The 26,821-nt window shown below is 66.5% G+C and carries 22 protein-coding genes; 14 read left to right on the forward strand and 8 right to left on the reverse strand.

Features of this window, described 5'->3' with window-relative positions; translation table 11 throughout:
* Positions 1-11 precede the first annotated feature (11 nt).
* Both B0I08_RS06305 and B0I08_RS06310 read right to left on the reverse strand, forming a co-directional pair.
* On the reverse strand, positions 12-1,826 hold the full coding sequence (locus tag B0I08_RS06305) for a phospho-sugar mutase (protein WP_106211587.1): 1,815 nt from the start codon (positions 1,824-1,826) through the stop codon (positions 12-14).
* Positions 1,827-1,879: 53 nt separating this feature from the next.
* Entirely contained in the window at positions 1,880-2,716 is an 837-nt protein-coding gene (locus B0I08_RS06310) for a purine-nucleoside phosphorylase (protein ID WP_106210974.1), read from the reverse strand.
* A 185-nt stretch (positions 2,717-2,901) separates the two neighbouring features.
* Here B0I08_RS06310 and B0I08_RS06315 point away from each other — a divergent pair, with 185 nt between their 5' ends.
* Positions 2,902-4,338, forward strand: coding sequence for an NAD(P)H-quinone dehydrogenase (locus B0I08_RS06315; RefSeq protein WP_106210976.1), 1,437 nt, complete (start codon positions 2,902-2,904; stop codon positions 4,336-4,338).
* 640 nt (positions 4,339-4,978) lie between these two features.
* Here the strand turns inward: B0I08_RS06315 and B0I08_RS06330 are convergent.
* Both B0I08_RS06330 and B0I08_RS06335 read right to left on the reverse strand, forming a co-directional pair.
* Positions 4,979-6,727: an acetyl/propionyl/methylcrotonyl-CoA carboxylase subunit alpha gene (locus B0I08_RS06330; protein WP_106210979.1), complete on the reverse strand. Its 1,749-nt coding sequence runs from the start codon at positions 6,725-6,727 to the stop codon at positions 4,979-4,981.
* A gap of 138 nt (positions 6,728-6,865) precedes the next feature.
* The gene (locus tag B0I08_RS06335; protein ID WP_106210981.1) at positions 6,866-7,615 is read right to left on the reverse strand and encodes a Maf family protein; all 750 of its coding nucleotides are present in this window, start codon (positions 7,613-7,615) and stop codon (positions 6,866-6,868) included.
* Positions 7,616-7,637: 22 nt separating this feature from the next.
* On the opposite strand from B0I08_RS06335, the gene B0I08_RS06340 reads away from it, so the two are divergent.
* The 4 genes from B0I08_RS06340 to B0I08_RS06355 are packed head-to-tail and all read left to right on the forward strand — an operon-like array spanning position 7,638 to position 11,942.
* Entirely contained in the window at positions 7,638-8,879 is a 1,242-nt protein-coding gene (locus tag B0I08_RS06340; protein WP_106210983.1) for a class I SAM-dependent RNA methyltransferase, read from the forward strand.
* 42 nt (positions 8,880-8,921) lie between these two features.
* Positions 8,922-9,626, forward strand: coding sequence for a response regulator transcription factor (locus B0I08_RS06345; RefSeq protein WP_245884630.1), 705 nt, complete (start codon positions 8,922-8,924; stop codon positions 9,624-9,626).
* Positions 9,616-10,899, forward strand: a complete 1,284-nt coding sequence (locus B0I08_RS06350; RefSeq protein WP_181243275.1) for a sensor histidine kinase — start codon at positions 9,616-9,618, stop codon at positions 10,897-10,899. Before B0I08_RS06345 ends, B0I08_RS06350 begins: the two co-directional genes overlap by 11 nt.
* Positions 10,896-11,942: a hypothetical protein gene (locus tag B0I08_RS06355; RefSeq protein WP_106210987.1), complete on the forward strand. Its 1,047-nt coding sequence runs from the start codon at positions 10,896-10,898 to the stop codon at positions 11,940-11,942. Before B0I08_RS06350 ends, B0I08_RS06355 begins: the two co-directional genes overlap by 4 nt.
* A gap of 552 nt (positions 11,943-12,494) precedes the next feature.
* On the opposite strand, the gene B0I08_RS17995 is transcribed toward B0I08_RS06355, so the two are convergent.
* Together B0I08_RS17995 and B0I08_RS06365 are read right to left on the reverse strand one after the other, a co-directional pair.
* A complete protein-coding gene (locus B0I08_RS17995) occupies positions 12,495-12,827 on the reverse strand; it encodes an acyl-CoA carboxylase subunit epsilon (protein ID WP_245884632.1) in 333 nt (110 codons plus the stop codon).
* Positions 12,824-14,425 (reverse strand): acyl-CoA carboxylase subunit beta, encoded by a 1,602-nt coding sequence (locus tag B0I08_RS06365; protein WP_106210989.1) that lies wholly within the window; start codon positions 14,423-14,425, stop codon positions 12,824-12,826. The genes B0I08_RS17995 and B0I08_RS06365 overlap by 4 nt, the downstream gene beginning before the upstream one ends.
* 192 nt (positions 14,426-14,617) lie before the next feature.
* Between B0I08_RS06365 and B0I08_RS06370 the strand changes: the two genes are divergently transcribed.
* From B0I08_RS06370 to B0I08_RS06390, 5 genes are read left to right on the forward strand one after another with little or no spacing between them, the layout of a single operon-like run.
* A complete protein-coding gene (locus B0I08_RS06370; RefSeq protein ID WP_245884634.1) occupies positions 14,618-15,382 on the forward strand; it encodes an acylneuraminate cytidylyltransferase family protein in 765 nt (254 codons plus the stop codon).
* Between the two features lie 12 nt (positions 15,383-15,394).
* A complete protein-coding gene (locus B0I08_RS06375) occupies positions 15,395-16,276 on the forward strand; it encodes an N-acetylneuraminate synthase family protein (protein WP_106210993.1) in 882 nt (293 codons plus the stop codon).
* Between the two features lie 10 nt (positions 16,277-16,286).
* Positions 16,287-17,606 carry a DUF6716 putative glycosyltransferase gene (locus B0I08_RS06380; RefSeq protein WP_106210995.1) on the forward strand — a complete coding sequence of 440 codons (1,320 nt, stop codon included), beginning with the start codon at positions 16,287-16,289 and terminating at the stop codon, positions 17,604-17,606.
* 33 nt (positions 17,607-17,639) lie between these two features.
* Positions 17,640-18,443, forward strand: coding sequence for a biotin--[acetyl-CoA-carboxylase] ligase (locus tag B0I08_RS06385; RefSeq protein ID WP_106210997.1), 804 nt, complete (start codon positions 17,640-17,642; stop codon positions 18,441-18,443).
* Between the two features lie 3 nt (positions 18,444-18,446).
* Positions 18,447-18,995 (forward strand): PH domain-containing protein, encoded by a 549-nt coding sequence (locus B0I08_RS06390; protein ID WP_181243277.1) that lies wholly within the window; start codon positions 18,447-18,449, stop codon positions 18,993-18,995.
* Positions 18,996-19,237: 242 nt separating this feature from the next.
* Here the strand turns inward: B0I08_RS06390 and B0I08_RS06395 are convergent, their stop codons facing one another.
* A complete protein-coding gene (locus tag B0I08_RS06395) occupies positions 19,238-19,777 on the reverse strand; it encodes a GtrA family protein (RefSeq protein ID WP_106210998.1) in 540 nt (179 codons plus the stop codon).
* Between the two features lie 107 nt (positions 19,778-19,884).
* Between B0I08_RS06395 and B0I08_RS06400 the strand changes: the two genes are divergently transcribed.
* From B0I08_RS06400 to B0I08_RS06410, 3 genes are all read left to right on the forward strand, one after another.
* On the forward strand, positions 19,885-21,000 hold the full coding sequence (locus B0I08_RS06400) for a 5-(carboxyamino)imidazole ribonucleotide synthase (RefSeq protein WP_106211000.1): 1,116 nt from the start codon (positions 19,885-19,887) through the stop codon (positions 20,998-21,000).
* Positions 21,001-21,083: 83 nt separating this feature from the next.
* On the forward strand, positions 21,084-21,629 hold the full coding sequence (gene purE / locus B0I08_RS06405) for a 5-(carboxyamino)imidazole ribonucleotide mutase (protein WP_106211002.1): 546 nt from the start codon (positions 21,084-21,086) through the stop codon (positions 21,627-21,629).
* 5 nt (positions 21,630-21,634) lie between these two features.
* Entirely contained in the window at positions 21,635-22,963 is a 1,329-nt protein-coding gene (locus B0I08_RS06410) for an LCP family protein (RefSeq protein WP_106211593.1), read from the forward strand.
* 64 nt (positions 22,964-23,027) lie between these two features.
* Here the strand turns inward: B0I08_RS06410 and B0I08_RS06415 are convergent, their stop codons facing one another.
* Positions 23,028-24,173, reverse strand: a complete 1,146-nt coding sequence (locus tag B0I08_RS06415) for a glycosyltransferase family 4 protein (RefSeq protein ID WP_106211004.1) — start codon at positions 24,171-24,173, stop codon at positions 23,028-23,030.
* A gap of 275 nt (positions 24,174-24,448) precedes the next feature.
* Between B0I08_RS06415 and B0I08_RS06420 the strand changes: the two genes are divergently transcribed.
* A complete protein-coding gene (locus B0I08_RS06420; RefSeq protein WP_106211006.1) occupies positions 24,449-26,815 on the forward strand; it encodes a cell wall-binding repeat-containing protein in 2,367 nt (788 codons plus the stop codon).
* Positions 26,816-26,821 lie beyond the last annotated feature (6 nt).

A 26,821-nucleotide genomic window follows, 5' to 3' on the forward strand; every position in this document is an offset into this window, starting at 1 on the left:
GGATGCGGGCCCTAAGAGATCAGCGCCCGCATACCCGCGTCGAGTTCGGCGACGACCGCGTCTGCTTCGGCGTAGCGTTCGGTCGGGGTTCCTATCCGGCTGGACGACGCGTCGATGTAGACCTTCAGCTTCGGCTCGGTGCCGCTCGGACGCACGATGATGCGCGCGCCACCGTCAAGCCAGAACCGGAGGATGTCGCCCGGCGGATAGGCGCCGAACCCCTCCGCGAAGTCGTCGATCGAGTCGACCCGGATGCTGCCGACGCTCGCGGGCAGGTGCATCCGAAGGTTCGCCATGATTCGGGGGATGTCGGACAAGTCCTGCACCCGCAGCGAGATCTGCGAGGACGAGAACGCCCCGAACTTGGCGGCGAAGTCATTGAGGTGATCGCCGACGGTTTTGCCGGCCGCTTTCAGCTCGCTGACCAGGGTCAGGAAGTCGATCGCGGCCGAGATGCCGTCCTTGTCACGCACCTTGGACGGATCGACAAGGTAGCCGAGCGCCTCCTCGTACCCGTACGCGAGGCCGCCAACGCGGGAGATCCACTTGAACCCGGTGAGGGTGTCCGAGTAGTCGAGGTTGTACTCGCGCGCAATTGCGCGCAGGGCCGGGCTCGACACGATGGACGCGGCGAGCGTTCCGCCGAGGTCGGACGCCTGCTGTCGTTCCGCCGCACGCCAGCCCAGGATTGAACCAACCTCGTTGCCGCTGAGGCGGCGCCAGCCGGTGTCCGTGCCGGGGGCCGGGATCGCGATAGCCAGCCGGTCGGCGTCTGGGTCGTTCGCGATGATGAGTTCCGCGTTCACCTCACGCGCACGGGCGAAGGCGAGGTCGAGCGCGCCGGGTTCCTCCGGGTTGGGGAACGAGACCGTGGGGAACGCGGCATCCGGTTCGATCTGCTCGGTCACCACGGTGGGCTCGCCAAAACCGGCATCGACGAAGACGCGGCGGGCGGTCTCCCAACCCACCCCGTGCATGGCCGTGTAGACAACCGATACGGGTGCCGTGTCCGACGTCGGCGTATTCTCCGATGCGGGCCCGTTCTCTAACGCGGGTGCCTTCTCCGATGCGGGCGCGTTCTCTGATGCGGGTGCCTTCCCGCCGCCAGCGAGCGCGGCCGTGAGGCGCACATACTCGTCGAGAACGTCCTCCCCGGCCGTCTCGAACTCCGTCGAGCGCGGCAGGTCGAGCACGCTCCCCAGGGCGACGCGGTCGATCTGCGCGGCGATCTTCCCGTCGACGGGGGAGACGATCTGGGAGCCGTGGTCGAGGCCACCGAGGTACACCTTGTAGCCATTGTCTGCGGCCGGGTTGTGGCTCGCGGTGACCATTACTCCGGCGCTCACGTCGAGGTGGCGCACGGCGAATGCGAGCACGGGGGTCGGCAGGCGGCGGGGGAGCAGGATGGCGCGGACTCCCGCACCGGCCATGATCTCGGCCGTGTCCCGGGCGAAGACCTCGGAATTCTTGCGACCGTCGTAGCCGATCACGATGCTGGGGGTCTGGCCGAGCGCGGTTCCCGCCGACGTGTTCTCCGTGAGCAGGAACTGGGCGAATCCGGCGGCTGCCTGCGACACCAAAACTCGGTTCATGCGGTTGGAGCCGGCGCCGAGTTCACCGCGCAAGCCTGCCGTGCCGAACGCGAGCCGCGCAGAGAAGCGGGACTCGAGATCGTTTGTCGCCGCGGTATCGCCCGCTTCCGCGGCGGAGATCAGCGAGTCGAGCTCGGCGCGCGATTCGTCGTCGGGGTCCTGGTCGCGCCACGCCTTGGCGGTGTCGAGGAGCGCGGCGCTGGTTGCTGTGGTGGCGTCGCCAGCGCTGGTGATGCCAGCGGTGCCGTCGTCGGTGTTCGCGGTACCAGTGGTGGCGTCGTCGGCGCTCACAGCGCGCCGACAATCCGCGCGAGAAGCGCGCCGAGAGTGGCCTCGGCGTTTTTGCCGGCCTCCATGACCTCTTCGTGGCTGAGCGGCGTCTTCTGGATCCCGGCGGCGAGGTTGGTGATCAGCGACATCCCGAGAATCTCCATTCCCGACTGGCGGGCGGCGATCGCTTCGAGGGCGGTGGACATTCCGACGATGTGAGCGCCGATGGCCTTCGCCATCTGCACCTCTGCGGGGGTCTCGTAGTGGGGTCCGCGGAACTGCGCGTAGACGCCCTCGTCGAGGTCGGGCTCAAGAGTGCGCGCGAGGTCGCGCAGTCGCTGCGAGTACAGATCTGTCAGGTCGATGAAGGTTGCACCCTCGAGCGGCGAATCGGCGGTGAGGTTGATGTGGTCGCTGATCAGCACCGGGGTGCCCGGGGTCCAGCTCTCGCGGATTCCTCCGGCCCCATTGGTGAGGATCATCACCTTTGCGCCGGTTGCCGCCGCCGTGCGCACACTGTGCACCACCCGTCGCACGCCGTGGTTTTCGTAGTAATGGGTACGCGCTCCGATTATCAACGCACGCTTGCCGTTCGGAAGCAGCACTGACCGAAGCGTGCCGACGTGACCCTCGAGGGCGGGCTTGCTGAACCCGGTGACCTCGGTGGCCGGGATGGTCGCGGTGGTCTCCCCGATCAGGTCGGCGGCCTTGGCCCACCCGCTGCCCAGCGTGAGGGCGATGTCGTGGTGCTCGACCCCCGTTTTTTCGGCGATATCCGCAGCAGCCTGGGCGGCGATAGCGAAGGGATCGGCGGCGGGGTCATCGAGGGGGTGCGCAAGTGATGATGTGGACATCCGACCACTCTATTGCGAACTGCTGGGGTCGTCGGCGGAATGCGCGATCGACTCGGCGTAGGGGCCCTGAGCGGGACGTGTCGCCCGCTCCCGCCGGGTTGCGCACCTCGCAGATGCGCTGTTCCGGGACTTTCGGCACTTGCCTCAGTTTTGACCCTTCCTCGCGACACACCAGAATGTCTGTTATGGCCTATCAGTTTGAGCGAAAGCACCGCGTAGCGATCATCGGGGGAGGCCCGGGTGGGTACGAGGCCGCGCTGACGGGCGCGCAGCTCGGCGCAGAGGTGACCCTGATCGAACGGGTGGGTGTGGGCGGATCCGCCGTGCTCACCGATGTGGTGCCGTCGAAGACCCTCATCGCGACGGCCGAGGCCACAAAATCCATCGGCGAAGCGGCCGACCTCGGTGTGCAGTTCTTCAGCCGGTCCGACTCCGGCCGCCCGGTGCGTCCCGAGGTGACCGTCAACTTCTCCGCCGTGAATGCGCGCCTGCTGCGTCTCGCCCGCCAGCAGTCGGAGGACATGAAGGCCCAGCTGATGAAGTCGGGTGTGCGCATCATCCAGGGCCACGGCCGTCTCGACGGAGCCCAAAGGGTCATCGTTTCGACCGCCCGCGGCCCGAAGGGCACCGACTTCGACGAAATCGATGCCGACACGATCGTCCTGTCGATGGGTGCTAGCCCTCGAATCCTCCCCACCGCCGTGCCCGACGGCGAACGCATCTTCACCTGGACCCAGCTCTACACCCTCACCGAAGCTCCGGAACACCTCATCGTGGTGGGCTCTGGTGTCACCGGGGCCGAGTTCGCGTCCGCGTACACCGCGCTCGGTTCGAAGGTCACCCTGATCTCGAGCCGCGACCAGGTTTTGCCGGGATCCGACGCCGACGCCGCCATGGTCATCGAAGACGTCTTCACCCGCAACGGCATGACCGTGCTCTCCAAGAGTCGCGCCGACTCAGTCGTTCGCACCGCTGATGGCGTGCGGGCAACCCTCGCGGATGGGCGGACGGTGGATGGCTCGCACTGCCTCATCGCTGTCGGCGCTATCCCGAACACGGCGGGAATGGGCATCGAAGAAGCGGGAGTGCAGCTCACCGACGGCGGCCACATCCGCGTGAACCGCGTCGCCCGGACCTCCGTTCCGTCGATCTATGCCGCGGGCGATTGCAGCGACTTCCTTCCGCTTGCCTCGGTCGCCTCGATGCAGGGTCGCACCGCCATGCTCCACGCGATGGGCGATGCGGTGAATCCGACGGAGCTGCGCAACGTGACATCCAACATTTTCACCAGCCCGGAAATCGCGACGGTCGGCTGGACGCAAAAGCAGATCGAGGACGGCATCGCCCAGGGCGTGATCTACAAGCTTCCGCTGTCGCAGAACCCCCGAGCCAAGATGATGGGCGTCAAGGACGGTTTCGTGAAGCTCTTTGCGCGCACGGGCAGTGGCACCGTCATCGGCGGCGTCATTGTGGCGCCGCGGGCGTCTGAGCTGATCCTGCCGATCGCGCTCGCCGTGGAGCACCGCCTCAACGTCGACCAGCTCGCCCGCGCCTTCTCGGTGTACCCCTCGCTCACCGGCAGTATCACGGATGCCGCGCGCGCGATGCACATCGTCGACTAGGGCTGTTCTGGGTCAGCGCGTTGGCCCGCGCGCCGCGCGGCATAGGCCTGGACGCGCGTCCGTGCGTCAACGCGCACGCGCGTCCGCTCGCGCGACCGTCCGCCCGTCTGCTCGCGCGACCGTCCGCGCGTCCGTTCGCGCGACCTTCCGTCTGCGCCTCGATGAGCCCGACCACTGGCCACTGGCCACTCGGTGGCTCGGCGGCTAGGCCTGAGGTGTCAGGTTTGGTCGCAGCCTCCGAAGTCTGAGGCGTTACGTTTGGTCGCTGGGGAGAAGCACTCAGCGTGGCTTTCCCGAAGTGTCGCGATTGGTCGCTACCGGCAATCTGAAGTGTCGCGTTATGTCGAAACGCCTGGATCGAGGTGTCTCGTTTGGTCATATCTCGGTCGCGACGTGTCTCAATTCGTCGGAACTTTTGCTCGAGATGCGACGAATCCTGACACTTCGGCGCCAGCATCGTCCGCGATAACTCGCGGGCGGTGAAGTGTCACGATATGTCGGGTCGACCGGCGAGTGAAAGTGCCCGACCGTAAAGCGCCCGACCGTAAAGCGCCCGACCGTGTAGCGCCCGACCGTGTAGCGCCCGACCGTGTAGCGCCCGACCGTGTAGAGGCTGCCAGCCGGCGTCGAAGCTGCCTGCTTAGCTCGCGATCGACAGGAGCAGGTGCCCGGAGGAGACCGTGCGACCGACCTCCGCGTTCAGGCCGCCGACGGTGCCGTCCTTGTGGGCGGTGATCGGCTGCTCCATTTTCATGGCCTCGAGCACCAGCATCAGGTCACCCTTGACGACGTGATCCCCGTCAGCGACCTGCAGCTTCACGACGGTCGACTGCATCGGGGCCTTGACTGAATCTCCGGTGACCGCGCTGACAGTGCCGCTCGCGTGGCGCTTGGGTGCGGGGGTCGTGAGGCGGGTGGATGCTGGCAGCAGCGTGGTCGGGAGCGAGACAGCAATGCGCTTCCCATCCACTTCCACCACGACATCGTGGCGGGGGGCCGGGGCCGGGGAGTCCTCGAGCTCGCCGCTCCAGGGCTCGAGCTCGTTCACGAACTCGGTTTCGATCCAGCGGGTGTAGATCGAGAAGGGCTCGGTGGTGAAGGCCGGGTCGCGCACGATCGCGCGGTGGAAGGGGAGGACGGTGGGCAGGCCCGTCACCTCGAACTCGTCGAGGGCGCGGCGCGCGCGCTCGAGAGCGTCCTGGCGACTGGAACCGGTGACGATGAGCTTGGCGAGGAGGGAGTCGAAGGCGCCGCTGATGACGTCGCCGCCGACCACGCCGCTGTCCACGCGCACGCCGGGTCCGCCGGGGACGCGCATAACGTGAACCGGACCGGGTGCCGGCATAAAGCCGTGACCGGGGTCTTCGCCGTTGATGCGGAATTCGAACGAGTGGCCGCGGGGCACCGGATCGCCGTACTCCAGCAGTCCACCCTCGGCGAGACGGAACTGCTCGCGCACGAGGTCGATGCCCGTGACCTCCTCCGAAACGGGGTGCTCGACCTGGAGGCGGGTGTTCACCTCCAGGAAGGAGATGGTGCCGTCCTTGGCGACGAGGAATTCGCAGGTGCCGGCGCCAACGTAGCCGACCTCGCGGAGGATCGCCTTGGACGAGGAGTACAGGGCGGCGTTCTGCTCGTCGGAGAGGAACGGCGCCGGTGCCTCCTCCACAAGCTTCTGGTGGCGACGCTGCAGCGAGCAATCGCGCGTGGAGATGACGACCACATTGCCGGCAGCGTCGGCGAGGCACTGCGTCTCGACGTGGCGCGGCTGGTCGAGGTACTTCTCGACGAAACACTCGCCGCGTCCGAACGCCGCGATGGCCTCGCGGGTTGCCGACTCGAACAGCTCCGGGATTTCTTCACGCGTACGCGCAACCTTGAGGCCACGACCGCCGCCGCCGAAGGCAGCCTTGATGGCGACCGGGAGGCCGTGCAAGTCGACAAACTCGAGTACCTCGTCCGCTCCGGACACGGGGTTGAGCGTGCCGGGGGCAAGCGGCGCGCCGACCTTCTCGGCGATGTGGCGTGCGGAGACCTTGTCGCCGAGCTTCTCGATCGCGTCCGCCGACGGGCCAATCCAGATAAGGCCGGCGCCGATGACCGCGCGGGCGAAGTCTGCGTTCTCCGCGAGAAATCCGTAGCCGGGGTGGATCGCGTCCGCGCCGGAGCGCCGGGCAACGGAGAGGATCTTGTCGATCACCAGGTACGTCGTCGCGCTGGTGGAGCCGTCGAGCGCGTAGGCCTCGTCGGCCAGCTTGACGTGCTGCGCGTCCCTGTCCTGATCGGCGTAGACGGCGACTGAGGCAATGCCCGCGTCTCGGGCAGCGCGAATAACCCGCACAGCGATCTCGCCTCGGTTGGCGATCAGGACCTTCTCGATGCGAGCCATAGTTCCTTAGCTTATGGGTCTAAGGTCCCCTTCAATTTGGCGACACTCTCTAAGAATTACGGATGATCCCTGCGCAGTATCGACAAGCGCAGGCACTTCTCCGCACGAAGAGAGCGCGCCGCGGCGGTTGCCGGGCGGTCACGCCGAGCGGTTCCAGAGGGTTGGCCAGCTGACATCGAACTGCAGCAGAAGCTGCCGCAGCTGCGCCAGCGACAGCCCGACAACGGCGTGCGGATCTCCCCGCACCTCGCTGATGAACGCGGCGCCGAGGCCGTCGATAGTGAAGGCGCCGGCGACTTCGAGCGGCTCGCCGGTCGCGATGTACGCATCGATTTCGGCGTCGGTGATGTTATCCGCGAACCGCACCGACGTCGTCGAGACGTCGCCGACGCCCGCGGCAACAGGGACGGGTCCGGCGGGTCCGGAACTCAGCAAGCCGGTGCCTTCTCCGGCCGCGGCACCCCCGGGCGTCGCAACTCCCCGCGCGGCAACCCCGCCGCGGTGGTCGATGGTCCAGTGGCCCGAGTGCAGCAGGCCCTCGCGGCCGCGCTGCAGCAGCCACCGCTCGCGCGCCACGGCGGGCAGGTGCGGCTTGCCCGAGATGACCCCGTCGAGCTCGAAGGCGGAATCGCCGCCGAGGATGATCCCGTCGATGGGTTCACCGTCGACGAGCCGCCCCACGACGGCCTCCGCCTTGGCTCGGGCGAGGAGCAGAACCATTTCCGGTCCGGTCAGGGTTCCGTCGGGGAGTGACCCGAGTCCCGCCGCGATCGCGTCGGCGACAGCGGCATCCTCATCAACAAAGGACGGCAGCAGAATCGGTTCGATCCCCGCCGCGCGCAGGGTGGCAAGACGTGCCGGTGAGGTGGATGCGAGGTACAACCGCACGCGGACTCCCTATGCTCGGGGGATGGGTGAAATGCAAGGACAACAGCTCGAACTCGAGGTTACCAACGTTGCTCACGGGGGAATCTCCGTGGCCAGGCACGACGGACGGGTGATTTTCGTCAGCGACGCGATCCCCGGCGAACGCGTTCTCGCCGAGATAACGGAGGACTCGAAGAAGTCCTTCTGGCGGGCCGATACCGTGCGGGTGATTACCCCGAGCGAGCACCGCCAGGCGCACATCTGGGGCGCCGCGAGCGTTGACCGCGCGCCGGCCGACCGCGCGGGTGGCGCAGAATTCGGTCACATTGAGATCGGTCACCAGCGCGAACTGAAGCGGCAGGTGCTGGTCGATTCGCTGAAGCGGATGGCAGGCGTCGAGGTGGATGTCGCCGTCGAGGCGTTACCGGGCAACGCCGACGGCACCGGGTGGCGCACTCGGCTCAAGCTGCACGTCGACGAAACCGGCCGGCCCGGGCCTTACGCCGCGCGTTCGCACCGGGTCATCGAGGTCGACGACCTTCCGCTGGCGACGCCCGTTGTGGCGCACGCGGCTCCCCTGCACGACCGGTTCGTGGGGGAGGAGAGCATCGAGGTGCTCGAGACCTCCGGCGGTGGTGCACGCCTGATCATCGGCAAGCAGAAGCCGATCGTGATCCGCGAGACCGTGGGCACCCGGGAATTTGAGCTGAACGACGGCGGATTCTGGCAGGTGCATTCCGCAGCGGCCGCGACGCTGACCGAGGCGGTGCAGTCCGCCATCGACGACGCCCTGTTCGACCCGAAGGCCGACAACCTCGACCTCTACGGCGGAGTGGGTCTGCTGGCGGCGGCGGTGGGCGACAGATTCGGAAGCACCGTGCGCATCACCACGGTGGAATCCGATGCTGCCGCGACCGAGCACGCGGGCGCGAACCTCTCCGACTGGGTCGGTGCCTCAGCCGTGACGGCCAGGGTTGAGCGGTGGATCCATGCACTGTCGACATCCGCCAGTCCCACAGAACGCGCCAGACTGCGCGCCGCCACGGTCATTTTGGACCCGCCACGCGCCGGTGCCGGACGCGCCGTGGTCGATTCTCTCGCAGCGTTGCAGCCGGCCCAGCTCGTTTACGTGGCCTGCGACCCGGTAGCGTTTGCGCGCGATGTCGCCTTCTTTTCGGAGCACGGCTACTCGCTCACGGGGTTGCGGGCCTTCGACCTTTTCCCCAACACCCACCACGTTGAGGCGGTCGGAACACTTACCCGCGTAGGGCGACCGGTACGATAGGGGCAGATTCGAGCGAAATCGCCCGGGGAGACAGGAATGATTGTGGCTGACGCAGTACCGGGGGGCACGCTAGACGCCCCGCAGTCGGAGGCAATCCGTGTCGCCGTCGTAGACGACCATGAGTCCGTGCGACTCGGGCTGAAGACCGCATTCACCGAGGGCGGCTACCAGTTCGTTCTCGCAGCCGCCACCGTGCAAGAACTGGTCGACGGCCTTGATGGGCGTGAGGTGGATGTCGTTGTGCTCGACCTCTCGCTCGGTGACGGCTCCACCGTGACCGACAACGTCAAGCGGGTGCAGGCCACCGGGTCCGCCGTACTGGTGCACAGCATTGCCGATCGTGTCGCCAGCGTGCGCGAAGCCCTCGCCGCGGGTGCGGCCGGCGTTATCCCGAAGTCCTCGGCCACCCGAACGGTGATTGCTGCTGCAGCGTCCGTCGCGCGCGGCGAAGTACTCAACAACCTCGAGTGGGCGTCAGCGATCGACGCCGACCGCGACTTCGCGAAGGCACAGCTGGGCCGCCGCGAACGAGAAATTTTGCACCTTTACGCCTCCGGGTTGCCGCTGAAGCTTGCCGCGCAGCAGCTGGGCATCGGGTACTCGACCGCGCGTGAGTACCTGGACCGCATCCGGGTGAAGTACGTCGAGGTGGGCCGCCCCGCGCCGACCAAGGTCGACCTGTTGCGTCGCGCCGTCGAAGATGGAATCCTCCCCGGACTGGATCCGGATGGCGGAGATGGACACTAACGCTCCGGGTCTCCGTAGCGTCCCGCAGGTCAAACCCCCGCGAAACCCCATCAGCCTGAAGCAGGTTGAGACGGTCATCTCGCGGTCGGTCGCGGTGTTCGGCATCGTTTTCGGCGCCCAGACGGTGCCCGTGTTACTCGGACAGATTCATCAGGCGCAACCGGTGTGGGTTGCGGTCGCCACCATCACCGTTTTCGCCACCCTCATCGTCGCGATGGTCGCGTCGCTGGCCGATCGTTTTGTGCGCTCGTCGCAGGGGCTCGTATCCATCGTCTACGCCGCCGCGCTGCTGACCTGGCCGTTCGCGGTGCTCGATCCCGCTCTGGTCACGGGTACCAACCACTGGCTCTACCTGCTTCTCACCGTTGCAACCGCGACCGCGGCCATCGCCTTCCGCACCCGCGTTGCGGTGGCGTACCTCTTCCTGGTTCCGGGCTTCTACGGTTTTGTGCGGCTGACCCCCGCCGGTGGGTCGGTCGATCCGCTGAACGACCTGTTCGACGTGGTCTACGCCATGATTCTCGGCGCGGTGATCATCGTTATCGCCCGGATGCTGCGGCAGGCCGCGGCTGCCGTCGACGCGGCGCAGGCAACAGCTCTCGCGCGCTATGGGCACGCGGTGCGCCAGCACGCTACCGAAGTAGAGCGGGTGGAGGTCGATGCCATCGTGCATGACAGCGTGCTGACCACCCTGCTGACGGCCGCCCGTGCGTTTACCCCGGAGGCGATGGCGCTATCGGCACGAAACGCGCGCAACGCAATCGAACACTTGCACGATGCTGCGCTCGTGGTGCCCGAGGACGGCACGACGGTGAAGCTGCGGGACGTGGCGACGAGAATCCGTGACGCAGCGCTCACCCTCACCCCGCCGTTCCAGCTGCGCATGCGCGACATCGGACCCCGCTCGATGCCCGTGCAGGCCGCGGAAGCCGTGTATTCCGCCGCGATGCAGGCGATGGTCAACAGCCTGCAGCACGCGGGCAAGGACGAGGGCGTGCAGCGCTGGCTGAGCGCCTATGGCATTGGAGTGGATGGCATCCAGGTGGAGGTGGGCGACAACGGCGCCGGCTTCGTGCTTAGCGCCGTTCCGCAGGAGCGCCTCGGCGTGCGCGTCTCCATCATTGAGCGTGTCGCCGGCGCGGGCGGCCTCGCGGAGATCGATTCGGCGCCGGGCGAAGGGACGATCGTCACCATCCGCTGGCCTGCGAAGCCGACAGGGATTCTGGGCGTGCCTGCGGAGGCCGACAGTGCCCGGCCGGAGGTGACGTCATGAACATCGGAGTCCCGCGGTACCTGATTGTGGGCATGGCCGCCCTGTTCTCCGGCTACCACCTGGTGCTCGGGGTGTATGCGCTGACCCGGGGCACGCCCGAGCACGCCGGACCGGTTGTGGTGGGTATGGCGCTGTACCTTGCCGCCACCGTACTCAGCCTCGGACCGTGGGGTCCCAGCCGGATGCCATTCTGGATGGCCTCATTCTGCCTTGCCGTTGCGATTGCGCTCCCGTTGCTGGTGACCCGCCAACTGGATCCGTCGGTGTCGAACGGGTACGCGACCTGGCACATCGCCGCGGTCGGCACGCTGATGACGATCGTCTCCACTCGCCGCCGCCACTCAATCGCCTGGGTCGGTGTTGCCTTCCTCGTGTTCCAGACCGTGGTCTGGTCGGGTGGACCGACGGCGCTCGTCAGCATCGGTGTGGTGGGCAGTGTGTCCTGGGTGGCCGTTTCCCACATCCTCAGCTCCGGTATGGCCAAGGCAATGCGGGACGCCCAGCGTTTTGCGTTCGCCGAGCGAGAGGCGACCAACTGGCAGGCGGCGCAAGAGGCGCACGTTTTCGAACGGCAGTTTCGCCTCGATCAAACCAGCGCCATGGCCCTGTCGATGCTGCGTGATATCCAGCAGACCGAAGGCCGGCTGAGCGACGCGCAACGGCAGGAATGCCTGCATCTCGAGGGAGCGATTCGAGACGAGATCCGCGGGCGCAAGCTGCTCAATGATGCGGTCCGCGACCAGGTGATGGCGGCGCGGCGGCGCGGCGCTACCGTCACCCTGCTCGACGAGGGTGGGCTCGACGACATGCCGGACGACGCCCTCGACCGCGTGTTGAACCAGTTGGCCGCAGCTCTCGCCAGCACCGCCGCCGACAAGGTCATCGCCCGCACCGTGCCGGAGGGATCGGACACGGCCATCACCGTCGTCGGTCTGCGCACCACGGGAGACGAGAGTGACAGCGCGCTCGGTCCGGATGCCTCCGACGACGAGGACGACGAGGTCGACCTGTGGCTGGAGATCAAGCGCGACGTAACGGCCTGAGCAATCAGACAGCCTGGCTGATGTGACGGCCCATCCTGGGATGGCTGCGCACGGCGCAACGCTGCACGGCACAGCCCGTTAACGAGCGGTAGGGCCGGAGGAGTCCTCCGGCCCTACACAAAACCCGAGTCAGAACGATAACCCGAATATCGCCCTGACTCGCCCCCAAGTCATTGGCCCGCTTACCCTAGTCGGCCAATGATCTGGTGGTGAAGCTCAATGAGCCGCACCTAGCAATATCAATAATGCGCGCGCAACCCCCAAAAACCAAGTCGTCATTTAGGGGGACCCCTGGGGTACGGCCGCCGGAGCGCTCAGCACTCCATTCAGGCGTGAAATGGGGGTTCGGGATGTCGGCGTCCCCAGCCCCGGGACAAAACTGGGGTACATACCGTGAATTTGGGGGACCCCCGCGGCGCTCAGCGGGGGAAGAACGTCCGGTTTCTCGAAGCTTTTTTTCAGATTTCGGGGTCGATTTGCGGCGTGGGCGGAGCACATTGCTCGAGCGACCGAGTGCGTGGCTTTGGGGTCGTGTCCCCCAAACCAGCAGAATCAGCCGGAGAAGCCCCGCCAGACCCCCGCGCCGGGATGCAGCGGCGACCGCATCGGACGCTGGGCGCGCCTCCACGCCGACTGCGGTCGGCGCAGGTCTTGCTGCACGTGCCCGCTGAGCTCCTCGAGAACGCCGGCGAGCACCGCGGTGACCGCGGCGACCTCGGTGGGAGTCGGGTTACCGCCCACAATGTCGATTCGTGGCCCGTCCGGCGCCTGGCCGCCTGCGCTGCCGTCCTGGGCCGCGCTGCCGTGCTGGGCCGCGCTGCCGTGCTGGGCCGCGCTGCCGTGCTGGGCCGCGCTGCCGGCGGTGCTCTCCGTTGGCTGGCTCACAGCGGAATGTTCCCGTGCTTCTTCGGGGGCAGCGTTGCTCGCTTCGTCTTGAGTGCGCGTAGCGCTTTCACCACGGCCACCCGGGTCGCGGCCGGCTCGATCACGCCGTCTAGTTCTCCGCGTTCGGCGGCGAGGAAGGGGGATGCCACGTTGTAGGTGTACTCGTTGGCGAGCTTGGTGCGCACCGCAGCCACGTCTTCTCCCGCTGCCTCCGCTGCCCGGATCTCGTTGCGGTAGAGGATGTTGACCGCGCCCTGGCCACCCATCACGGCTATTTCTGCCGTAGGCCAGGCGTAGTTGAGATCGGCACCGAGTTGCTTCGATCCCATCACGATGTACGCCCCGCCGTACGCCTTGCGGGTGATGACGGTGACCAGCGGCACGGTCGCTTCGGCGTAGGCGTAGAGCAGTTTCGCGCCGCGGCGGATGACGCCGGTCCATTCCTGATCCGTGCCCGGCAGGTATCCCGGAACATCCACCAGCGTCAGAATGGGAATCGAGAAGGCGTCGCAGAAGCGCACAAAGCGGGAAGCCTTTTCGCCCGCCTCAATGTTCAATGTGCCGGCCATGGCGTTCGGCTGGTTGGCCACGATTCCCACCGGGCGCCCCTCCACCCGGCCGAAACCGACGACGATGTTCGGCGCGAAGAGCGGCTGCGTCTCGAGGAAGTCGCCGTGGTCAACAATGTGCTCGATGACCGTCTTCATGTCATAGGGCTGGTTAGGGGAGTCGGGAATGATTGTGTTCAAGCGGCGGTCTTCGTCGGTGATCTCGAGTTCGACGCTGCTCTCGTACTCGGGCAGCTCGGCGAGATTATTGTCGGGCAGGAAGCTGAGCAGCGCGCGGGCGTAGTCCAGCGCGTCATCCTCGTCGCTCGCGAGATAGTGCGAGACCCCGGAGATCTTGTTGTGGGTGAGCGCCCCACCCAGCTCTTCCATGCCGACATCCTCGCCGGTCACGGTCTTGATCACATCGGGGCCGGTGACAAACATCTGGCTGGTCTTGTCGACCATGATCACGAAGTCGGTGAGAGCGGGGGAGTACACCGCGCCTCCCGCGGCCGGGCCCATGATGATCGAGATTTGGGGGATGACCCCCGAGGCAAGGGTGTTGCGCTTGAAGATCTCGCCGTACTTGCCGAGGGCAACCACGCCCTCCTGGATGCGCGCGCCGCCCGAGTCGAGCATGCCGATGATGGGCACACCAGTTTTCAGTGCCAGGTCCATCACCTTGATGATCTTCTCGCCCGCGACCTCGCCGAGCGAGCCGCCGAAGATGGTGAAGTCCTGCGCGTAGACGGCCACCTGGCGGCCGTGAATCGTCCCGGTTCCGGTGACGACGGCGTCGCCGTACGGCCGCTTCTTCTCCATGCCGAAGGCATGGGTGCGGTGACGCACGAACTCGTCGAGCTCGACGAACGAGCCGTGGTCGAGCAACTGCTCGATCCGCTCGCGTGCGGTCTTTTTGCCCTTCGCGTGCTGCTTCTCGATCGCGGTCTCGCCGCTCGCGGTCACCGCTTCGTGATAGCGCACCTTGAGGTCGGCGAGCTTGCCCGCGGTAGTAGAGAGGTCCGGGGTGGGGCGATCGTCGGCATTCATCGGTTCACTCTACCGAGCCCGGGCTGCGCTCCCGCCTCTCGGGGTCGCACAAAAGACGGGCTGGGCCGTTGCAGGTAATCCACTGGCCACCTCTGGGGCGCCTTCCGTTCACCGGTTGTAAAGCATTCGTATGTTTTGCGCTTCTACCGTCGCTAGATCGCCTATCGCCATCACACAGTTCAGGAGGAACCCGTGAGTGTCCTCGCAATTGTGCCGGCCCGCGGGGGATCCAAAGGGATCGTAGGCAAAAACCTGGCTCCCGTGGCGGGGATTCCGCTGGTGAGTCGCGCCGTGGCATCCGCCCTCTCCGCCCGCCTTATCGACCGGGTCGTTGTCAGCACAGACGACGCCGAGATCGCGATGGCCGCCCGCACCAGCGGGGCAGAGGTGCGCGCCCGTCCCGATGAGCTGGCCGGCGACACGGCCACGAGCGAGTCCGCGCTCCTGGATGTGCTCGAGACGATCGACCGGGATGGCGAACAGGTTCCCGAGGTGCTGGTCTTCATCCAGCCGACATCCCCCTTTATCGATCCGGTGGTTCTTGACGCCGCCATCGCGCGCGTTCTCGAGGGCACAGAAGACGTCGTGTTCTCCGCGGTGGAGACCTACGCCTTTCTGTGGCAGCTCGGCCCCGACGGTGCCGCCGGCGTTAACCACGACGCGTCGTTTCGCCCGCGCCGCCAGGACCGGGAACCGCATTTCCGTGAAACCGGAGCGTTCTACGTGATGCGCACCGCCGGTTTCCGGGCCGCCGGGTTCCGTTTTTTCGGCCGGGTCGGCATCGCTGAAGTCGGCGAGCTCTCCTCCATCGAAATCGACACTCCGGAGGAGCTGGGGCTCGCGAATGCGATCGCGCCGCTGCTGGCGACCGCGGCATCCGCCTCGCCCACAGCACCCCTCTCATCCACAGCACCCCCTTTATCCACAGCACCCATTCACCACACGTCCCGCAGTTAAAAAGGAGCAACCATGGTCGTTGAAATCGGCGGCAAGCCACTCGGAACCGGACAGCCGGTTTACGTTATTGCCGAGATCGGACTGAACCACAACGGCGACGTCGACCTTGCCAAGCAGATGATCGACGTCGCGGCCTCCGCTGGCGCGCAGGCGGTCAAGTTCCAGAAGCGCACGCCCCACGTCTCCACGCCTGAGCACATGAAGTCCGTCATGCGGGAGACCCCCTGGGGAACCATGACCTACCTCGACTACCGCTACCGGGTTGAGTTCAACCGCGAGCAGTACGTGGAGATCGGTGACTACGCCACGCTGCGCGGCCTCGACTGGTTCGCCTCCCCGTGGGACGAGCCGTCCGTCGACTTCCTCGAGGACCTCGGAGTTGTCGCGCACAAGGTTGCTTCGGCTTCCGTCACCGACATTCCGATGCTGCGCGCCCTTGCGGCGACCGGCAAGCCGGTGATCCTCTCGACCGGAATGTCCACGCTCGAGGAGATCGACGCCGCTGTCGAGACCCTCGGCGGTATCGGCACCGACAAGCTCATCATCCTGCACGCGACCTCGACCTACCCGCTTCCGCCCCGTGAGGCGAACCTGCGCACCATCGAGACCCTGCGCGACCGCTACGTCGGTGTGCCGATCGGATACTCCGGCCACGAGGATGGACTTCAGATCTCGCTGGCTGCCGTTGCCCTCGGCGCCGTCGCCGTGGAGCGTCACCTCACGCTGGACCGCGCCATGTGGGGCTCGGACCACTCGGCCTCGCTTGAGCCCGCTGCGTTCCAAAACCTGGTCAGCGACATTCGTATCCTGGAAGAGGCTCTCGGCGACGGCGTTAAGCGCGTCTTCCCCGGCGAACTGGCACCGCTGGCAAAGCTCCGTCGCGTAGCGGCATAGGGGCGGTGTAGTGAGAGTTCTGGCGATCGGCGACTCGGACTCGTACGTCAAGTGGGGCGCCGCCGTGCTCGAACGCATGCCCGCGCACTGGGAGAAGTCGATGGTCATCATCGGCACTCCCGTTGTGCCGAGTGGTGCGCAACTCGAGGCGGCGCTGTCGTCGAGTTCGTTGGCCGTAGACGACGTTCCCATTGTGGAGCTGGCGGATGTCACGGCGCGCGTCCTGGCCGACAAACCCGACATCGTGCTGATGTCGGTGCGCGGGCCTGTCGTGCGGGTGCTGGTGCGAACGATCGTCGCTGCGACCGCGCTGAACCCCGAGCTTCATCGCCCGGTGTTCGTCAGCGGGTTGCCCGGAATTTCGATCCCCGCCACGGGCCGCGCGCTGTACTTCCGGTCCCAGGTCGACCTGTTTCTGCTGCACAGCAAGCGCGAGATCCGCGAGTTCCAGGCGCTCGCGCACAAGATGAACGTGACCCAGTCGTTCGCCCTGGCGACGCTGCCGTTCCTGCCCACCTCCGGCACAGCTCTGGCCACGGGGGATCCCGCACGCACCGACATTGTGTTCGCGGCGCAGGCGAAGGTTCCGCGGGAGAAGGAAGACCGTCGCGCTGTACTCAACTGGCTGATCGCCGCCGCGCGTGCGCGACCGACCCAGCGGGTGGTGATCAAGTTGCGCGCCCTGCCGGGCGAGGCGCAGACCCACGCGGAGAAGTACCCGTTCGACCAACTGCTGCGCGAAGCGGCAAAGGAAAGCCCGCTGCCGACCAACCTGGTGGTGTCGGGAGGGTCGATGCAGGAGCACCTCGATTCGGCGGCGGGACTGGTCACCGTGAGCTCGACCGCGGCGATCGAGGCTGCGGCGCAGGGCATCCCGGTGCTCGCGCTTGACGACTTCGGCACGAGCGCCGAACTCATCAACCTGGTCTTCGAAGGGAGCGGGCTGCTCGGCCATTCGCGCGAACTGACCAGCGGTGCCCTGCGTCTGCCCCGCCCGAGTTGGCTGGACGACAACTACTTTCACCCCGAGTCCGACGAAACCTGGGTGACAGCAATGGAAGAGCTCGTGGCGCAGAACGCCGCACAGCCGATTCCGCTTCGCCCACAGTTCCGCGCCCGGTACGGCGGAGCGCCACGTCACGCCTGGGACCGCAAGCTCGCCCTCGGGCCCTACGACCACACGAAGACCGGTGCGCTGGCCTACGCCGTCGGCTACCCGTTGCGTGCCGTGGTCATCTGGGCTCGTACGCCGCTCCGCGCGGCCCGGAGGCGCAAGCGCCTGGCCGCGGTGGCGGCAGCGCAGGCTGCGCGGGTCGCCTCCACCAGCTAACGCTGCGCGTCGCCCGGGTGACATCCTGTAGCCATGGATCTTCTTCGCAGCGCCGCGCTCGCCACCCTCGTGTATGAGGCGGAGTCGACATCCACCAATGATGACCTGCTTCGGTTGGCCGATGACGCCGCCGAGTTCACGGTGGTCGCGACGCTGAGCCAGACAGCGGGTCGGGGCCGGCTCGGGCGGGTGTGGGTCGCACCTCCCGGGCAGACCCTCGCGGCATCCCTTCTCCTGAAGCCCCGTCTGCGCGCCGGTGAGCCCTTGGCGGTGGAGGCGTTCGGATGGCTGCCGCTGCTGGCGGGGCTGGCGATGACGCGATCGGTGGGTGCGCTGCTGCCGCACGCGAACGTGACCCTCAAGTGGCCGAACGACGTGCTCATCGACGGCAAGAAGGTGGCCGGGCTGCTGGCTGAGCTGCTGCCGTCGCTCGCGGGCGTCGTGATCGGCTCCGGGGTGAACCTGGCGATTCCCGCCAGCGAGCTGCCGACGCCGGTGTCGACGTCGATGGGGTTGCACGACCACGACGGATCATTGCCCGAGGGGGAGGACCTCGCCGACCAGGTACTCGCGGCGTACCTTCAGGCCGTGCGGGTGCTCTACGACGATTATCTGCGCTTCGGCGGCGACGCGGAGGCGAGCGGGCTGCTGGCCGACGTCAGCGAAAAGTGCAGCAGCCTCGGACAGCAGGTGCGCGTCGAACTCCCGGGGGGCGTGGCGCTGTTCGGGGTCGCGATTGCCCTCGATCAGTCCGGCCGCCTGTTGGTCAAACGATCAGCGGATGGCGCGGTTCAGGCTGTCGCCGCCGGCGACGTGACCCATCTGCGGTATGAATGAAGCATGTCAGACGAGACCGGGCCCACCAGTCCTGAAGCAGAGCGCGTGATCGCAAGCCTCCGGCCACACGCGCGCGTGCTGTTCTGGCCGTCGCTTGTGCTGATCGCGACCGCCGGGCTGGGCACATACTTCGCCGGCCAGTTACGTGAAGATTGGCAGACCGGGGCCGTTGTGGTCGGAGCCATCGTGGTGGCGGTTCTGCTCTGGCTTCTGCCCACCTTGGCCTGGCTGGCCAAACGTTACGTGATCACCACGCGCCGGATCGTGCTGCGGCAGGGCCTGTTTGTGCGCACTCGCCAGGAACTGCTGCACAGCCGCGGCTACGACGTCACCGTGCGCAAGCACGCGATGCAGAGTATGTTCCGCAGCGGCAACGTACAGATCAACACGGGCCTCGACCACCCGGTCGTGCTCCGCGACATCCCGAGTGCCGACCTCGTTCAGGCCGCTCTGCACGACCTGATGGAGAGTAACCAGAATTCGGTGTCCACGAGACGCCAGCAGGACGCGTCGCGACCGACGGATGAGACCACCGCCTGGGGCTCGCGCTAGCGGGTGGTGGGATCGGGCTGGGGCCGCAGCAGTGCGCCGACCGGCCAGTTGCGTCGCACTTTCGCGAGAAATCGGTCGATTGCTGGCCGGTGGGCGCGACGAATTTGGGCGTCGGGTCGGCAACTGCCCACTGGGCGGGAAAATCACGCGACCTGCGACCTGCGACCTGCGACCTGCGACCTGCGACCCGCGACCGGAGGCATGGTCGCGACCGGGGCGTGGCGGCACGGGTTCTGCGCCGATCAGGCCGAGGGTTCCGGTGCCGCCGAGCCGGACCCGGACCCGGCGCCCGAGCCCGCCCCCGAGCCCGACCCGGTTGCCGACCCCGAAGTCAGCGCAGACGCGGGCTGCCGTGACGTGCGGGCGGGGTTGAAGACCCAGTAACGGTACAGCGCGAAGCGGAACACAGTGCCGAGGCCCAGGCCCACCACGTTCGACGAGACGTTGTCAGCCAGCAGTGAGGTGTAGCCGAGCACCTCGCGCGAAATCCAGAGGCAGGCGAGGCCGATGAGCATTCCGCCCACGCTCACCACGGCGAACTCGATGCCTTCGCGCAGCGCCCGTGTGCGTCGCTCCGCGCCGAAGGTCCAGTAGCGGTTTCCGATCCAGTTCAGCGCGATCGCGAGACTCGTCGACACGACCTTCGCCCAGAGCGGTCCGTGTTCGACTACGTCAGGCGAGAGCACGGTGAGTCGGAGCAGGTTAAACACCGCGATGTCCACCACAAAGCCGACTGCACCGACCGCCCCGAAACGAGCGAGTTGGGCAATCAGTTTTCGCATGCAACCGCCTGGTCGATAGGGAAAGATGGATGAGTGGCGGTTGGCAGTCTAATCGCCCGATCTAACGGCTCGGTGACAGCGCCGTGCAAGAGTGCGGAGAATTGCGGATGACCCTAACCGTTGGTGTAATCGGCGGCGGCCAGCTCGCCCGGATGATGGTGCCGCCCGCGGTGGCCCTCGGTATTGAGTTGCGGGTCCTGGCCGAAACGGACGGCAGCTCGGCAGCGATCGCCGCGAGCAGGGTAGGCCACTACACCGACCTGGACGAGGTTCTCGAGTTCGCCCGCGGCGTCGACGTCGTCACCTTCGACCACGAGCATGTACCGCAGCACGTTCTCGCCGCACTGGTGGCCGAGGGAGTCGCGGTGCATCCGAGCCCGGAGGCGCTCGCCGTCGCCCAGGACAAGCTCGTCATGCGACAGCGTCTGGCCGATCTGGGACTGCCGGTTCCCGACTGGGCGCGCGTGACGAATCCGTCCGAGTTGTCCCGCTTCCTCGACGCGCACGAGGGCGCCGCCGTCGTCAAGACGCCGACCGGCGGATACGACGGCAAGGGCGTGCGGGTGGTTCGATCAGCCGATGAGGTGGATGACTGGTTCGCGACTCACACCGCGCTCCTGGTTGAGGAGCTCGTCGACTTCCGCCGCGAACTCGCGCAGCTGGTCGCGAGGAGACCCTCCGGGGAGATCGGGCTCTGGCCGGTCGTGGAGACCGTGCAGCGGGGCGGCGTGTGTGCCGAGGTCATCGCCCCCGCGCCGGGCGCCGCAGGACGCACCTCCGACGTCGCCGCAGACATCGCGGTGAGCGTCGCAGAGGGCCTCGGGGTCACTGGGGTGCTCGCGGTCGAGCTGTTCGAGACATCCGACAACCGCCTGCTCATCAACGAGCTCGCCATGCGCCCGCACAACAGCGGCCACTGGAGCATCGACGGCTCGCGCACCAGCCAGTTCGAGCAGCACCTCCGCGCGGTGCTCGATCTGCCCCTCGGGGCCACGGGAAGCCACCGCGAGTGGAGCGTGATGGTCAACATCCTCGGCGGACCGACCGACGGAGACATGCCGACCCGGTACCCGCTCGCCCTTGCCGAGCAGCCCATGGTGAAAATGCACTCCTACGGCAAAGACTCGCGGCCCGGACGCAAGGTTGGTCACGTCACCGCGATCGGCAACGACCTCGACGAGGTGGTCTACCAGGCTCGCGCCGCCGCCGCCTTCTTCGAATAAACCCGGATACGCAACACCTGCTCGACAGATCCGTGTGACCCGCCGGGGAAAGCGGCGTCGGGGTAGTGCGCGCGCCGTTTACGATGGGGATCATGTCTTCCCCCCGCGTGGCCGTTGTGATGGGTTCTGACTCCGATTGGCCGGTGATGAGCGCCGCAGCGTCCGCCCTGGCAGAGTTCGGCGTCGAGTTCGAGGTTGAGGTGTTGTCCGCGCACCGCACGCCCGACAAGATGATCGCGTTCGGGCGCGCAGCCGCGTCCCGTGGCATCGGCGTCATCATCGCCGGAGCGGGCGGGGCGGCGCACCTGCCCGGCATGCTGGCGGCGGTGACCACTCTTCCCGTCGTCGGCGTACCGGTGCCGCTCGCCCGTCTCGACGGCCTGGATTCGCTGCTGTCGATCGTGCAGATGCCCGCGGGCGTGCCCGTCGCGACGGTGTCCATCGGTGGTGCTCGCAACGCGGGAATCCTCGCCGTTCGGATTTTGTCCGTGGGGGATGCTGCGCTCGCAGCTCAGTTGACCACGTTTGCGGAGTCCCTAGAGGAGCTCGTGGAAGAGAAGAACACCGCGCTGAAGGCCAGCATCGCGACATCCACCTTCGAATCAACCGCGCATACCTCGCCGTCGTGAGCACCATGAGCGTCTCCCGCCCGGTGCGGTACCCGGACGTGTCGTCGCAGGGCACGATGACGAAGCGTGCGTGGTGGCTGGTGGTGTTGAACCTGCTGATCCCCGGCTCGGCTCAGCTTCTCGCCGGTAACCGGGGCCTCGGGCGGTTCGGCGTGCGCCTGACGTTCGTGCTGTGGGCGCTTTCGATCATCGCGATCGTGGTGTATCTCTTCTTCCCGCGGGTGGTTTACGGCGTTGCAACGAACGTTGTCGCGCTCACGGTGCTGCAGATCGCGCTTGTGATCTATGCCGTGCTGTGGGTTGTGCTTACCGTCGACACGTTGCGCCTGAGCCGACTGGTGCGCACGGGTCCTCGGGCGCGGCCGATTATCGCGGCATTTGCCGTGGCCGCGCTTGTCTGTACGGCGGGGGCTGCCGGCTACGGGGCGATGGTGACCGGGGTGACCCGCTCGACCATTACGGAACTTTTCGCCAGCGGCGACTATGAGGAACCGGTCGACGGCCAGTACAACATCCTGCTTCTCGGCGGCGACGCCGGCCCCGACCGCACCGGCATGCGCCCCGACAGTATTTCGGTGGTCAGCGTCAACGCCGACAGCGGCGCGGCAACGATGATCGGTATTCCGCGCAACTTCGAGCGAGCGATCTTCTCCGAGGGCTCGCCGTTGTGGGGCCCGTTCCCCGACGGGTACGACTGCGGCGATGACTGCCTCATTAACTACCTGTACACGTACGGTGAGGAACACCCGGAGCTGTATCCCAACGCGGTGGCCGAGGGCAGCACCCCGGGAATTGAGGCGACGCGGGATGCCGTCGCTGGCGTCACCGGGCTCACTCTCCAGTACTCCGTGGTCATCGACATGCAGGGATTCGCCGAGTTGGTGGATTCCCTCGGCGGCGTCACCATCGACGTACCCCGCGAGATCAACATCGCCGCGATCGAGGCGACCGAACCGCTGTTCACCCTGCAGCCGGGGGAGCAGCACATGGATGGCGGTACCGCGCTGTGGTACGCCCGGTCGCGCTACGAAACGACGGACTACGACCGGATGGAGCGGCAGCGCCAGGTGCAGCAGGCCATCATCACGCAGTTCCAGCCGAGTAACGTGCTGACGAAATTCCAGGGCATCGCCGAGGCCGGTGTGCAGGTGGTCAGCACCGACGTGCCCGGCGCGATGGTGCCGACCCTGATGGACCTCGCGACGAAGGCCCGCGGGCTGCCCATCACGACACTCGAGCTCGTGCCCGAGGTGGTGGAGACGGTGTACCCGGACTTCGACGTGATCCATGCGCTCGTGGCATCCACCATCGCTTCATCGATCCCGCCCGAGTAGGCGAGGCCGCCGGACGAGACGAGGTCGGCGGAGCAGGCGAGGCCGGCCGATCGAGCGGCGCCCGCTACAGGTCTGCGTGCAGCTGCCAGACCTGCTGGGCTGCGGATCGCCAGGTGTACGCCCCCGAGCGGTCAAGCCCGGCATAGCGCAGGCGCTGGCTCAACTGGGGGTCGCCGAGCACGGCCGCGATAGCCTCGGCGAGCCGGTCCGGGTAGCCGGTGCCGTCTCCACGGGAGACCGCGATCCCTGCTCCCGCAGAGACCTCGAGGAGCGCGGGATCGTCGGAGTGCACCACCGGGGTGCCGAAGAAGAACGCCTCGAGCAGCGGAAGGCCAAAGCCGGAGGCAAGTGAGGGGTAGACGAACACGGTTGCCCGGTCGAGGATCACGGCGAGGTCCTCTTCGTCCAGGCGCCCTACCGAGCGCACCCGTCCGTCTGGCAGTCCGACCTCGGCGGTGAGCCGTGCGATTTCGACGTCCTCCGCCGGGCTTGCTGCGCCCACGATGAACAGCGGCAGGCCGGCATCCGCTTCGCTGGCAAGGGCACGAATCAGGTGGGCGAGACCGGCGGTGTCGCTCCCGGAGGCGACCGTGAGCAGGTAGCGCTCGGGGAGCTCGAGGGCCGCTGTGCGCGCGGCGGCGTCTGGCGGCAGTAGGAGGGTCGGGCTGACGGCGGCCCCGATCACCCGGATCCGCTCGCTGAACTTCATTCTTTCGTCAAGCTGCGCGGCGACCGCATGCGTCGGCACCACCACGGCATCGGCGAAGCGATGGGCGCGCTTGAGCATCGCGGTCTGCCAGGCCACCTCGCGGGGGGAAAGCGACTCGGGGTGGGTGAGCGCGAGGGTGTTGTGCAGCGTGACAACCGTCTGGTCGCCGCGGTGATGTACCCGGTCGTGGCGGGACAGGGGCGCGAGCAGGCTCGGGGCGTGCACCATGCCCCCGCGGGAGAGTTTGGATAGTCCCAGCTGCCAGGCCGCCTGCAACTCCCGTCGCCCGAGGGCCGTGGTGGCGAGGCTCGCGAGCCCGGGCAGCGAGTCAATGACGGCCTGGTACTCGTCCGCGGACGACGACGCGATGACACCGCTCACTTCGCAGTTGTCTGGCGCGGTGCTGATCAGCGCTTGCGTGAGGTGCTGCGTGTATTGGGGGACACCATTGGTGGCTGAGGAAAGTAGTTCGTCAACGATCACTCGCAGGGTCGTCGTCACTTATTGCTCCATGTATGTCTAGCTCTCAACGTCTCGCCCTCACCCGTTCGCACTCTAAGAATACGCGGCGCGATGGTTCACCCGGGGACCCGGACCGGCTCGCCCGCGACTGTTGCGGGACCACCCACCTGGGGGAGCGCGGAATATGACGATTTTTCGAGGTACCCGATCCTGCAGGTGGGGCAGCCCATCAGAATCTGGTGCCGAGGGGTGTGGCCGTCCCGTTCTGGGGGCGAGACATCGTGAAGAATCGTCGCTAATGTGAACCACCGGCTGTGCTGGACGACGCCGTCTGGGTCGAGTCGCAGATCCCGTTCGCCAGTCCCCTGAGAGGGGAATCGATGCTTCCGTTCCGATCAGTCCACGCCCACCGCGGAGGGGAACCCGGGGGCGCCCCATGGCGCCGTTCCGCTTTCGCGCTTCTCGCCGCTGTGGCGCTGGTCGCCGGGATGTTCACGGTTACCGACGCTGCACCCGCTCACGCCGCCGCAGGTGTCGTCACAGGCACCGTGACGGGAACAAATGGGGCGCCTCTCGCGGGTATCTCCGTGATGCTGGTGACACCCGGGGCGCTGGCAAAAGCTCCGACGGTGCTGACGAGCGCGTCCGGGGCATACAGCATCGATCTCGCTCAGCTTGACGCCGGTGAATACACCCTTTGGGTAAGCCACTGGAACAACGCGTACATAGGCGAGTACTGGGCTGGAGTGTTAAACGACGAACAAGCTACATACTTCAGTCTTAGCTCCACGAGTATAGTGACAGCGAAAAACTTCACGTTGGCTCGCCCCGCGCTTGTAAGCGGCACAGTAACGGGCGCAATCGGGTCTGAACCAACGGGCACCGTCACCGCACACTTGATTGACGCTAAGACTGGCGCGCGCGTAAATATTGGAGCTACTTACAACGGACGCTACGACCTGGCAGGAACCAGTGCTGGCACCTACAAGCTTTACTTCGAAGCCGAGGGGCTCTTCTCGTCGACTTTTTACGCAGGACAGTACTGGGGTGGGGCGACCACGCTGGAAGACGCTTCTGAGTTCACCGTTTTGGAAGGTGAACAGAAGTCCGGCTTTAACGCCACCCTCATTCCCGGCGCCCACCTTTCCGGCCGGGTGACGGCCGAAGGAACCGGCGCTCCCGTTCCAAACGTGACGGTTGGCGTGATCGATTCCGATGGTATTCCCATGGGGTCAGGCAGCGTGCGAACCGACACAGACGGCTACTACACCTTCAGACAGGCGCTACGTCAGCAAACCTTCACCTTGAAATTCGGTACGAGCGCGGACAACGAGTCGGGCTCGTTCGTATCGGAATACTGGGACAATCAGCGGTTCGAGTCGAGTTCGACGCCTCTGGTTGTAGCCGGCAGCAACGCAGTTGTGGCAAACACGCAGCTTGCAGTAGGAGGGTCTGTCAGTGGATCAGTGGACTTGTCCTCCGTTATCGGCTCGAAGCTATATGGCACCTCCACCGCATATGCTTTCGACAGTGTCAGCGGTGGGTGGGTCGCGCAGAACTCTTCCCGGACATCGGCTGGCGGCAAGTACACGATTCCAGGACTTGCCGCGGGCACCTACCGAATCGGATTCGAGGCCTACTCCTCCGGAATTAGTTTGGGTCGGGGATTCTTCGACGACGCTTCGTCGGTCGAGAGTGCTTCTGACGTAAAGGTGATAGGCACGGCTGACACACCGCATATCGATATCACGGTGGCTGGCGACGTTTCGCGCCTTGCCGGGGCGGACCGGTTTGACGCGTCCGCGTCGATCTCGCGGCGAAGCTTCGAACCCGGTGTTGAGGTCGCGTACGTGGCCAATGGATTGAACTTCCCAGATGCACTTTCGGGCGCCCCGGTCGCAGCGCAGGCGGGAGCTCCCATTCTGCTGACGCTAGCGGGGGAAATACCCGCTTCGATCAAGGCCGAACTTGGGCGTGTGAAGCCGGGCAGAATCGTGGTGCTCGGTGGAGTTAATTCCGTCTCAGAGGCGGTCAAAACCCAGCTGGATGCGTACACCGCCGGCACCGTCACGCGTCTCGCCGGTGCTGACCGGTTCGCGGCATCCGCAGCCATCTCGGCCGAGAGTTTCAGGGCCGGAGTCGCGACTGCGTACGTCGCGAACGGGCTGAACTTCCCAGACGCGCTCGCCGGAGCGCCGGTTGCAGCGAAAGATGGCTCACCGATTCTCCTGGTCACGCCAGACGCGATCCCCGGGGCAATTGAGGCTGAGCTGAAGCGTTTGAAGCCGGGTCGGATTGTTGTTCTGGGTGGCGTGAACTCGGTAACGGAGGCAGTCAAGTCCAAGCTCGGGGCTCTGACCGTTGGCGGGGTGACGCGCCTGGCTGGTGCGGACAGGTTCTCGGCATCTGCGGACATCTCGGCGAAGAACTTCGCGCCGAACGCTGACGTTGTGTACATCACGAATGGGCTGAATTTCCCCGACGCGCTTTCGGGCGCGCCCGTCGCCGGACGTGACGCAGCGCCAATCCTGTTGGTCGCTCCAAACACTTTGCCGGAGTCCATCGCGGCCGAGCTGACCCGGTTGAAGCCGGCCAAGATCGTGATCCTGGGTGGTGTGAATTCAGTGAGTCCCGCAGTCGCCGCGCAGTTGCAGGACTACACCGTTACGCCGGCCCAGTAACAAGCC

Source organism: Glaciihabitans tibetensis (genome assembly GCF_003003265.1).
Lineage (GTDB): Bacteria > Actinomycetota > Actinomycetes > Actinomycetales > Microbacteriaceae > Glaciihabitans > Glaciihabitans tibetensis.